At 70.4% G+C, this 10,540-nt stretch carries 8 protein-coding genes; 1 reads left to right on the forward strand and 7 read right to left on the reverse strand.

All coding sequences use genetic code 11. From position 1 onward, the window contains the following. The first annotated feature begins 35 nt into the window (after positions 1-35). The gene (locus tag I5Q34_RS10695; RefSeq protein WP_199891965.1) at positions 36-653 is read left to right on the forward strand and encodes a GNAT family N-acetyltransferase; all 618 of its coding nucleotides are present in this window, start codon (positions 36-38) and stop codon (positions 651-653) included. 79 nt (positions 654-732) lie between these two features. Here I5Q34_RS10695 and trxA read toward each other — a convergent pair whose 3' ends face one another. The 7 genes from trxA to I5Q34_RS10730 all read right to left on the reverse strand — a co-directional run bounded on the left by trxA (position 733) and on the right by I5Q34_RS10730 (position 10,276). Continuing rightward, complete coding sequence (trxA, locus tag I5Q34_RS10700; protein ID WP_199891966.1) at positions 733-1,059, reverse strand: thioredoxin; 327 nt, start codon at positions 1,057-1,059, stop codon at positions 733-735. Positions 1,060-1,100: 41 nt separating this feature from the next. Continuing rightward, positions 1,101-2,069 (reverse strand): thioredoxin-disulfide reductase, encoded by a 969-nt coding sequence (gene trxB, locus I5Q34_RS10705; RefSeq protein ID WP_199891967.1) that lies wholly within the window; start codon positions 2,067-2,069, stop codon positions 1,101-1,103. Positions 2,070-2,187: 118 nt separating this feature from the next. Then, a complete protein-coding gene (locus I5Q34_RS10710; RefSeq protein WP_199891968.1) occupies positions 2,188-3,114 on the reverse strand; it encodes a hypothetical protein in 927 nt (308 codons plus the stop codon). Then, on the reverse strand, positions 3,111-3,824 hold the full coding sequence (sigM, locus tag I5Q34_RS10715) for an RNA polymerase sigma factor SigM (RefSeq protein WP_199891969.1): 714 nt from the start codon (positions 3,822-3,824) through the stop codon (positions 3,111-3,113). Before sigM ends, I5Q34_RS10710 begins: the two co-directional genes overlap by 4 nt. 99 nt (positions 3,825-3,923) lie before the next feature. Next, entirely contained in the window at positions 3,924-5,600 is a 1,677-nt protein-coding gene (locus I5Q34_RS10720; RefSeq protein WP_199891970.1) for a protein kinase family protein, read from the reverse strand. Between the two features lie 109 nt (positions 5,601-5,709). After that, on the reverse strand, positions 5,710-7,914 hold the full coding sequence (gene murJ, locus I5Q34_RS10725; protein ID WP_199891971.1) for a murein biosynthesis integral membrane protein MurJ: 2,205 nt from the start codon (positions 7,912-7,914) through the stop codon (positions 5,710-5,712). A gap of 46 nt (positions 7,915-7,960) precedes the next feature. Further along, positions 7,961-10,276, reverse strand: coding sequence for a DUF6049 family protein (locus I5Q34_RS10730; protein ID WP_199891972.1), 2,316 nt, complete (start codon positions 10,274-10,276; stop codon positions 7,961-7,963). Positions 10,277-10,540: the final 264 nt, after the last annotated feature.

Consider the following 10,540-nt stretch of genomic DNA (forward strand, 5'->3'; position numbering starts at 1 on the left):
GACGCGGCACGCGCAGGAAGCGAGGATCTGGCTCGATGGGGCGTCGGCTCGTACCGCTCACTCTGGACAATCTCCCGGATCTCCCGAAGCGCTGTCGCGCCTGCGTCTTCTGGGAGCTGGACCCCGTCAGCGGCGAGGCCGCGCTGAGAGCCGGCCGTCCGGAACTGGAGAAGGAAGCCTGGATCTCGGCCGTGCTACTGGAGTGGGGCTCGTGCGGCCGCGTCGTCTACGTCGACGACGAACCGGTCGGCTTCGTGCTCTACGCGCCTCCGGCGTATGTTCCCCGGTCCACGGCCTTCCCCACCAGTCCCGTGGCCGCGGACGCGGTGCAGTTGACCACTGCCTGGCTGATGCCGCGCTTCCAGGGGCAGGGACTTGGCCGGGTAATGGTGCAGACGGTCGCCAAGGACGTGCTCCGGCGGGGGTTCAAGGCCATCGAGGCTTTCGGCGACGCCCGGTGGAAGGAGCCGGCATGCGTGCTGCCGGCGGAGCACCTGCTGGCGGTCGGGTTCAAGACCGTGCGGCAGCATCCCCGGTATCCACGGCTGCGGCTGGAGCTGCGTTCGGCGCTCTCCTGGAAGGAAGACGTCGAACTGGCTCTGGACCGGCTGCTCGGGGCGGTCCAGAAGGAGCCCGCGCTGAGGCCGTTGTGACATGAAACAGGGGCTGTCTCCCATGGGAGACAGCCCCTGTTTCATGTCCGCCGTTTCACGTGAAACGGCGACTGCGTTCTCACTGACCGATGAACTCGTCCAGGTCGCGCTCCAGCGCAGCCTTCGCCTTGGCGCCGACGATCGTCTTGACGACCTCGCCGCCCTTGTAAACGTTGAGGGTCGGGATCGACATGACGCCGTACTTGGCGGCGGTGGTGGGGTTCTCGTCGATGTTGAGCTTGACGACCTCGAGCTTGTCACCGTGCTCGGCGGCGATGGCCTCGAGCGAAGGGGCGATCTGGCGGCACGGACCGCACCACTCGGCCCAGAACTCCAACAGGACGGGCTTGTTGCTCTTCAGGACGTCCTCGTCGAAGGACGCGTCGGTCACGGCCTTGAGAGCCATTGTGCGGTCTCCTTGGATCTTTTTGTGCGGAGGGGGGTTGATCAGGCGGTCTGCTCGGGCTCGCGGAGGTTCACGCCGTCGCCGAGGGCGGCGAGGAAGCGCTCCGCGTCCAGGGCGGCGGAGCAGCCGGTGCCCGCGGCCGTGATCGCCTGGCGGTAGGTGTGGTCCACGACGTCACCGGCGGCGAAGACGCCCGTGAGGTTGGTCCGGGTGCTGGGGGACTCGACCTTGAGGTAGCCCTCGTCGTCCAGCTCCAGCTGGCCCTTGAAGAGCTCGGTGCGGGGGTCGTGGCCGACGGCGATGAAGAGACCCTCGACCGGCAGCTCGGAGGTCTCGCCCGTCTTGACGTCGCGCAGGGTCAGCCCGGTGAGCTTGTTCTCGCCGTGGATCTCGGCGATCTCGCTGTTCCACACGAAGGAGATCTTCGGGTCGGCGAAGGCGCGGTCCTGCATCGCCTTGCTCGCGCGCAGGGCGTCACGGCGGTGGACGATGGTGACGGTCTTGGCGAAGCGGGAGAGGAAGGTGGCCTCCTCCATCGCGGTGTCGCCGCCGCCGACCACGACGATGTCCTTCTCCTTGAAGAAGAAGCCGTCGCACGTGGCGCACCAGGAGATGCCGCGGCCGGACAGCTCGTCCTCGCGGGGCAGGCCCAGCTTGCGGTGCTGGGAGCCGGTGGCGACGATGACGGCCTTGGCGCGGTGGACGGTGCCGGCGGAGTCGGTGACCGTCTTGATGTCCTCGCTGAGGTCGACCGCCGTGATGTCGTCGGGGATCAGTTCGGCGCCGAAGCGCTCGGCCTGGGCCCGCATGTTGTCCATGAGGTCGGGGCCCATGATGCCCTCGCGGAAGCCCGGGAAGTTCTCCACGTCGGTGGTTTCCATCAGCGCACCACCGGCGGTCACGGAGCCCTCGAAGACCAGTGGCTTGAGGGAGGCGCGGGCGGTGTAGAGCGCCGCCGTGTAGCCCGCGGGCCCGGAGCCGATGATGATCACGTTGCGGACGTCGCTCACTGGTTTCTTCCTTGTCTCTGCCGACTTGCTGCCTGGTCCTTGCTGGGTCTCACCCCACCCAACGGATCCTACGGGGCGAGCATTCCCCCAGGGGCATCGCAGCGGTCGGCGAGACGGCTCAGGACCGGGTGATCGTCTGGTTCACCAGGACCTTTCCCGGAATGCCGGGTGATGAGGCGGCACAGTCCGCCGCGACGACATAGACGTCAACGAGTGTGTCGTCGCCGGAGTGCGCGAAGACGACCAGATAGGTGTCCGTCCCGGTGAACCGCTCCTGGCGCGTGACGAGTGCCGACTCGGGGCGTCCGATGGCCTGCTGCACACAGTTCGGGGCAGTCGTCCCGGAGTCCTGGAAGGGTACCGTCTCTGTGCTGTCCTGGGCTCGCACGCCCCGGCTCTCGCCGGACTTCAGGTCCTTGAGGACGTCTTGGACGCGAGACTTGAGCTCGGTCACGGCGATCGCCGACGGCGCCTGGCGTCCTGGGGAGGGTGCGGCGCTGTCACCTCCGCTGTTCCCGCCCTGGAGAAGAACGGTTCCCACGCCGAGGGCCGCGGCGGCACAGGCGGTGCCGATCAGCATCCCGGTCCAGCGCCGGGGCCGGGGGCCGCGCGGGACCCGGGGGGCGGGGCTCCGGCGGCCCGGGCCGGTGGCCGCGCGGGGGCGGCCGGCGGGGCGGTCGGCCGTCACGGTTTCACGTGAAACGAGGTCCGCTGTTTCACGTGAAACATGCTCGGCGGACTGCGTTGCCGTTTCACGTGAAACAGCGGCTTCCGCGGTCTGCGGGGAGGTCGCGTCGAGCAGCGCCTCGGCAGCCAGGGCCGCGTCGATCCTCCCGGCGATGTCCGCCGGCATCCTGACCGGGCCGGGAAGAGTGCCCAGCAGTCCCCTGATCTCGTCGAGCGAGACGCGTACATCGTCACAGATCACACAGTCCGCGAGGTGCTCCCGCAGGTCCGCGGTGCGCGCGGGAGGGAGGATCCCCTCCGTGAGCGCGGAGATCTCCGCGACCTCCGGGTGCCCGTCCGTGCCGGTCGTCGAGGTCACGCTCGTCCACCTCCGCCCTTCACTGGATCCACGTCACTCTGTCCTGCCGGTGGTGGGACGGACGCCCCCTGCGACCGGTTCCTTTCCCGCTCGGTGGGAGGGCTACCCCTGCCGTCGGAACGCAGATGGGTGAGCATCGGCAACAGCCTGGCCCGTGCTCTGGCGCAACGGCTCTTCACGGTGCCGACGGGGATGTTCAGTACCTCGGCCGCCTCCGCCACGGGGTAGCCCTGCATGTCGACCAGCACGAGGACGGCCCGTTGGTCGGGCGGCAGCGTGGCCAGGGCGCCGAGCAACTCACGGTGGAGGTCCCCGCGTTCCGCGGGCTCGGCCGCGGACTCGTGGGGCTCCAGCAGGTGCTCCAGCTTCTCGGTCTCCACCAGGGGCGAGGTCCGCCGGGCGGCGGCCTTGCGGGCGCGGTCCAGGCAGGCGTTCACGGTGATGCGGTGCAGCCAGGTGGTGACGGCGGACTGGCCGCGGAAGGTGTGCGCGGCGCGGTAGGCGGAGACGAGGGCGTCCTGGACGGCGTCCGCGGCCTCTTCCCGGTCGCCGAGGGTGCGCAGGGCCACGGCCCAGAGCCGGTCGCGGTGGCGCCGGACGATCTCGCCGAAGGCGTCGGGGTCGCCGGCGACGTGCCGGGCGAGCAACTCGCCGTCACTGCCGCCCGCCGGTGTCCCCCGCTGCCGTGCTTCTTCTCCGATTGCACTCACCCCGCCCTGAGAGCGCCCTGTGCCGCGGGCGACCCGCTGTTGAGAACAACTTAGAGAGGAGGGGCTTTGGCTGGGTAGGGGCAGATGGTTCCTCGGGCGTCACCGGCCGCGGAACCGAACCTCGTTGATGGCTTGCTTGAAGCCGGGCTCGGTGAAGGTCGCACCGTCATAGGGGTTGTTGGGGACGGCCGTCATCCACAGGAGGATGTAACGGGTTTCGACGGGCTTGGCCAACTTGAACTGTGCCGTCTTGCTGGTCGTCTTGACTCGCTTCATCGGCGTCATGGCCTGCGGATCCTTGGACGGGTGCAGTCCATCCGTCGCGTAGAACGCGACGGTGGTGTTGTCCCCGCCCCAGCGCAGATCGACCTTTGCGCTGGTGAGCTTCTGCACGGAGCCGAGGTCGTAGACGATCCCGACCCCGCTCTTGTACGGGGCGAGTACCGGCCCGTCCTTGTACGTGGCCGTGCGCCAGGAGGTACTGGGGTCGCCGTCGTACGTCTGCGGCACCTGACTCTCATGCTGCGGCTTGCCGTCCGGTGCGTACTCGCTGGCGTTCTTGATGCGCAGTTCGTGGCTGACGGCCTTCTGAGCCCTCTCGTCCGATGTCTGGGACTGGCGCGTGTCGTCGTCCTTGTCGCCGTGCTTCAACAGCGTGTCCGCGAGCTGCCAGCTTCCCAGTCCCAGCGCCGCGATGAGCAGCGAGGAGACGACCCACTTGATGACCGTGCCCGTACGGCTCTGCAGCGGGGGCGGTGGGGTGGCTGGGGCAGGGTGGGCCGCTTGTGGCCCGTAGCCGCCGGGCTGGGGCCGGTGGTAGGTCGGAGCCGCGGTGAAGGGCGTCTCCGGTGGCCGGATGCGCGGCATGGCCGCGACCGCCTTGGTGAGCTCTTCCGGGGTCGTGCAGGGCTGCTCCTGTCCCTTGGAGGTGAGCGCCTGCATCGCCAGCTGGGAGAGCCCGCGGTGAACTCCCGCGCGCACCTGGTCGGGCGCGATCAGGCCGACGCCCTTGGGCAGCCCCGCCAAGCCGTGCGCGTTGCCCTCGTAGGGCCAGCGCTGGGTGAGTCCGGCGTACAGCAGCGCCCCGATGGCCTCGGTGTCGGTGCGCTGAGGGGAGTCGGAGGTGATGCCGCGCAGGGCGGCCATGACGGCCAGACCGCGGATGCGGTACTGGCCGCTCCCGGTGCGCAGGACCGAGCCGGGCCCCAGCCGCAGGTGCGCGAGCCCCTCCCGGTGGGCCGCCGCCATGGCCTGGGACACCTGGCTCACGAGCTGGTAGGCGTCGAAGGGCTCCATGGGCCCGGCCGCGAGGACCGCGGTGAGCTCCGTGGCATCGGGCAGCCACTCGTGGACGACGTAGACGAGGTCGTTCTCCTCGACCGCGTCGAGGACCTGGACGAAGCGCGGGTCGCCGAGCAGCGCCGCGGAGCGGGCGGCTGCGAGCACCGAGCGGGCCCGGGGATGGTCGGCGGGAAGCAGGTGGACCCCTACGGCCCGGCGCAGCTTCTCGTCGACAGCGCGCCAGCTGCTGAATCCCTCCAGACGGGTGACGCACTCCTCGAGGCGGTACCGTCCGGCGAGCTTGTGACCGCTGTGCAGCTCGGTCGGCTGATCGGGGCGCGCGGTGCCACCGGACTCCGCGCGCCCGCCGTCCTCGTGTGTGCCGACGACGTTCTCCTGGGTCTTCGCGGCCTCCGTACCGTCGGCCGTGGCCTTGCCCGCCTTGGCGGCGCTGCTGTTTGCCACGTCGACGGCAGCCGTGCTCCGTTCCGCCACCGTCGTTCCTGCCTCCCCGTCCGTTGCACCCTGTCCGCGGCCAAGACAATTGTGCCCACACTCCGTCGCCCTGCACGACACGCGGCGGCGGGCGAAGGTTGCGCTCCGGTCAGCGCCCGAGGCGCCCCCGGACCATGCCGACCATGGCGGTCAGCTCCTCGACGCGCATGCGCTTGGCGGCGACGTAGAACACGCCGAGCAGCAGCACACCACCGCCGACCAGGGCGGCGAGCGAGCCGATCACGCCGCTGCCCAGGACCTGTCCGATGCCGTAGGCGGCCGCGCCGCCGATGAGCGTGGCGGGGATGCAGGCGCCGGCGAGGCGGGCGTACGTCCGGACCACGCGGGCGCCGTCCATGTCGCCCCCGAGGCGGGTGCGCAGCCGGCGCCAGGCGACGCCGACGCCGACGGCGTAGGCCAGGCCGTAGGAGGCCCCCATGCCCGCCACGACCCAGCGGGCCGGCAGGACGAAATAGCTCAGCGCCGAGCACGACGCGTTGACGGCGGCGACGATCACCGTGTTGTAGAAGGGCGTGCGGGTGTCCTCGTAGGCGTAGAACGCGCGCAGGACGACGTACTGCACGGAGAACGGGATCAGGCCGAGGCTGAAGGCCATGAGGACGTAGCCGAAGGAGCGGGCACCCGCACCGGACGAGCCGAAGAGGAGGGTGCACATCGGGATGCCCAGCGCCAGGAAGCTGAAGGCGACGGGCACGATGGCCACGGCCGAGGTGCGCAGGCCCTGGGAGATGTCGTCCCGGACCGCGCTGACGTCACCGTCGAGGGCCGAGCGGGAGAGCCGGGGAAGCATCGCGGCCATGATCGAGACCGTGAGGATGGCCTGCGGCATGTTCCAGATCAGCTGGGCGTTGATGTAGGCCGTGATGCCGGTGCCGGGGTGGCCCTGATCGGACGCCTCGTGTCCGGCGGCGGTGGCGAGCTGGGTGACCACGAGGTTGCCCGCCTGGTTGGCCAGCACGAACAGCATCGTCCACTTGGCCAGCTTGGCGGCCTTGCCCAGGCCGTGCCCACGCCAGTCGAAGCGGGGCCGGACCTTGAAACCGGTCGCCCGCAGATAGGGGAGCATCGCCAGGGCCTGGACCACTAGACCGAGCAGTGTGCCCACGCCGAGCAGGCGGATGCCCTCCGGCGGGATCGTCTGCTGGTCCAGGTGGGACGTGCCGGAGGTTCCGTAGACCCAGATGAACAAGCCGAAGGTGGTGATGACGACGATGTTGTTGAGGACTGGGGTCCACATCATCGCGCCGAAGCGGCCTCGGGCGTTGAGGATCTGACCCATCACCACATGGATGCCCATGAAGAAGATCGTGGGCATGCAGTAGCGGACGAAGGTCACGGTGACCGAGTTGGCGGCGGCGTCGTTGGCGAAGTCGTTCGACATCAGGGGGACGAGGTACTCCGCCCCCAGCACCGTCAGCAGGACCAGGCCGCCCAGGATCACGCTGACGAGCGTCAGCAGCCGGTTCGCGTAGGCCTGCCCACCGTCCGGGTCCTCCTTCATGGCGCGGACGAGCTGCGGGACGAAGACGGAGTTGAGACCACCGCCGATCGTCAGGAAGAACACCATCGCGGGCAGTTGGTTGGCCACGGTGTAGGTGTCGCTCAGCACCGAGGCGCCGAGCGCGGCGACGAGGAGGGCGTTCTTCACGAAGCCCGTGAGCCGGGAGACCATCGTGCCCGCCGCCATCAACGCGCTCGACTTCAGCAGCCCGGATGCCTTGCCGCCCTTGGCCGAGGGCGCGGCGGGGACGGGCTCCTGCTCGTCCAGGGGCTCGGCCGCGAGCGGCTCGGAGAGCGGCACGGCGGGCTGCGTCGTCTGCGGGGCGTACTGACCCGGCGCCGGGATCTGCTGACCCGCCGGGCGCGGCGGCTCGTACGGCTGCTGTTGGTCGCGGTAGAGATGCGCGAACGCGTCGCGCTGCGGCAGCTCCGCGGTCCGGTCGGAGAGGCCGTCCACGCCGATAACCTGCGTGGCGGCGTCGTCGAAGGAATACGAGGGGCCACCCGGCGCCGGCGCGGGAGGCCATGGCTGCTGCTGGGGCTGCTGCGGCTGGACAGGGCCGGGCGGGGGTACGAACGGGCCGCCGCCGTACGGAGCACCTTGCTCCGCCTCCTGGCCAGCCGGGTCGTGGCCGGGGTACGGCTCGGCGGCGTACGCGTCGTGCAGGTACGGGTCCTGGGCGTACGGGCCCGGACGCGGCGGCTCCTGGGCACCGGGCGGCACCGGCGGGTACTGGTCCCGCCGGTCTCCGCCCGCGCCCTGGCCGCGGTCACCGTCGTACGGCGCGTTCATCGCTAACCCACCTCATCCGTCCGCGGCCGACCGGCCCCACGACACGTCAACGTTCCACTTTCTCACCCGGGCCGGAGGGCCGACCGCTCCGCGTTCCGGCGTCCGTCGCCGGGTCGCCCGGCCGCTCGGGTTCGTCGCTGCCCGGTCCGCCGTCGCCGGAGGGGCCTTCACCACCGGTGTCGGGGCCGTCCCCGGAGGGCTCGCGGTTCCCCGATCGCCTGCGCTTGAGATAGATCCGGAGGCCCGCGAGGACCAGGAGGAACACCCCGCCGGCGATGACCAGCAGCACCATAAGGGTGACGGAGGTGACATGCACAGTGAACTCCACGCGCTCACCGACCGGCTGGTTGTCGGCAGTGTAGAGCTGGGCCCGCAGCTTGACCGGACCGTTGGCGTAGGCCCGGGTCTCGAACTTCACCGACTGGCTGTGTCCGCCCTCGATCTTGACCGGCTGCTCGCTCTCCACCTTCAGACGGTTGGGCTGCGTGGACTCCAGGCGCAGGTACAGCCCGGTGACCCCTTGGAGCAGCCCGTTCTTCACCGTCACGGGGATCGTCGCGCTGCGCCCGGAGAGCGTCGCGTCGGACTTGTCGACGAGCTTCACCTGCTGGGTGAGAGTGGTGAGGTTCGAGGTGACTTCCTCGCGGAAGTCGGCCGCGCCCGCCGGGTCGCCCCGCCACGAGGTGGACATCTCCCGCATGATCGCGCTCCCGAAGGGGACGACCACGCGTTCCGGGGAGGTCAGGATGACCTTGAAGTTGTTGAGGGCGTTCTGGGTCTCCTGGACGGCCGTGAACGCCTCGGTGGACAGCTCCTGGGACCGCAGCGAGTCCGGATAGGCGCCGGAGCCCGGCACGTGGCGGCTGGCGGACGGGTCGGGCTTGGCCTTGGCCGCGTCCCCGAGGTCGAGGGGCTGCGTCCAGCGGCTGTCGGACAGACCGCCGAGCGCCGCGGCCATCGCCTGGGCCTGGCTGGTGGTGGGCAGGCGCTGCGGGGCGACGACGATGCTCCGCTCGTTCTCCGGCGCCTGCTTGTTGATCATCAGGCTCTGGGCGAGGAACCGCTGCACCGCGAGCGAGGCGTCGCCCGCCCGCGTCAGGTCGCCCTCGAAGGCCGTGGAGAGGCGGGCGTCGGCGACGACGGCCGTGTTCCCACCGCCGATCTGCCGGGCCGCGGTGGGTGCGTACGGGGAGCCGTCGGGCTCCCGGAGGCTGTCGCTGCGGGCGATGATGTTGTGGGCGCCGGCCGAGGTGGCGACGTCGACGATGGAGGAGTCGATGGCCCCGTCCACCGGCCAGGCGAAGTCGGTGCGCGGCTTGACCTGGAGGATCGTGTCCACGGTGGTCGCGGCGAGCTCCGTGGCCGACTGGAGGTGGCCGAGTGTGCCGGGGACGTTCTTGCCGCGGTGGGCGAGCGAGGCCAGGTCGGGGTCGGCGAAGGGCAGTGCCACGACCTGGCGGTTTACGACGGCGCTCTGGAGCTGGCCGAGCCACTGCTTGGCGACCGCCTGGCCCTCGCCCGGGGTGTCCTCCCCGTCCGGTCCGGCGATCTGGTAGCGCTTGGTCATGGCCTCGACGGTGGCCAGCAGGTCGGGGTCGATCACCCAGGTCACCGGCAGGTCCTTGCCGAGGGCGACGAGCTGCTGGAGGCGCCCGCCCGGCGCCAGCTCCGCGGCGAGGTCGTCGTTGGGGAAGACCGGCGTCTGCTGCTGGTCCGACTCCGTGCGGCCGGTGAGGCGGGTGCTGGAGATCAGCGGCCACAGGAAGGTGAGCTTGGTCTTCTTGCCGTCGGTGCCGGAGGGCTGCCAGGGCAGCAGGGTCCGGCGGATGCCGAGCACCCGCTCGTAGGGCTGGTCGGCGGTCTGCCCGGACAGGGAGACGCCCAGCTGGTAGACGCCGTCGCGGTCGAGGTTCAGATCCTTCGTCGGCAGCGTCAGGCTGAACTCGCGGCTGACGCCCGGCTGCAGTTTGCCGATCTTCTGGGTGTGGCCGCTCAGCTCGGCGCCGTCCGTGCCGGGAGAGAAGGAGGTGCGGTCACCGATGTCGTCGATCTCGCTGCGCGTGGAGAGCAGCGGGCCCACCCGCAGCCCGACGTGACCGGCGGTGACCGTCGACCTGCTCTTGTTGGTGACGGTGCCCGAGACGGTGATCTTGTCGTTCTGGGTCGGGGCACCCGGGGTGAGGGCGTCGATGGAGACCCCGACCGTCCGTGAGCCCCCCACATCGGCCCGCGCCGCGGGGGCGGACGGCAGCTGGATCATCCCGAGGAACACGAGCAACCCGGTGAGCACCGTCGCGATGTGCCGGAACCGCCGGAGGGCAGGAGCGGGTGTCGTCCCCTGGAACTCTGCCGCTTCGGCCACGCGCTCGCCCGTCCCTCGTCGTCGTCAGTGGTCGTCGGATGTGCGTCCACGAATGGTAACGAGGCGCGCTGTGCCGAAGTGCTGCGGACCGCAGCACATGATCACCCGCGGTGGGCCCCTGCCAGGCCACGGGCGGTCTATGAAGCGCCTCACACACCTGTCCTGATCGAGGACGTCTATCGGCCCCCGGCCACGTACCCTCTTCTGTTGTGCCGAACGCCAACAACAGCCACCCCACGCCGACGAACGAACTCAGCCACGTGC

The organism is Streptomyces sp. AV19, from assembly GCF_015999245.1.
Lineage (GTDB): Bacteria > Actinomycetota > Actinomycetes > Streptomycetales > Streptomycetaceae > Streptomyces.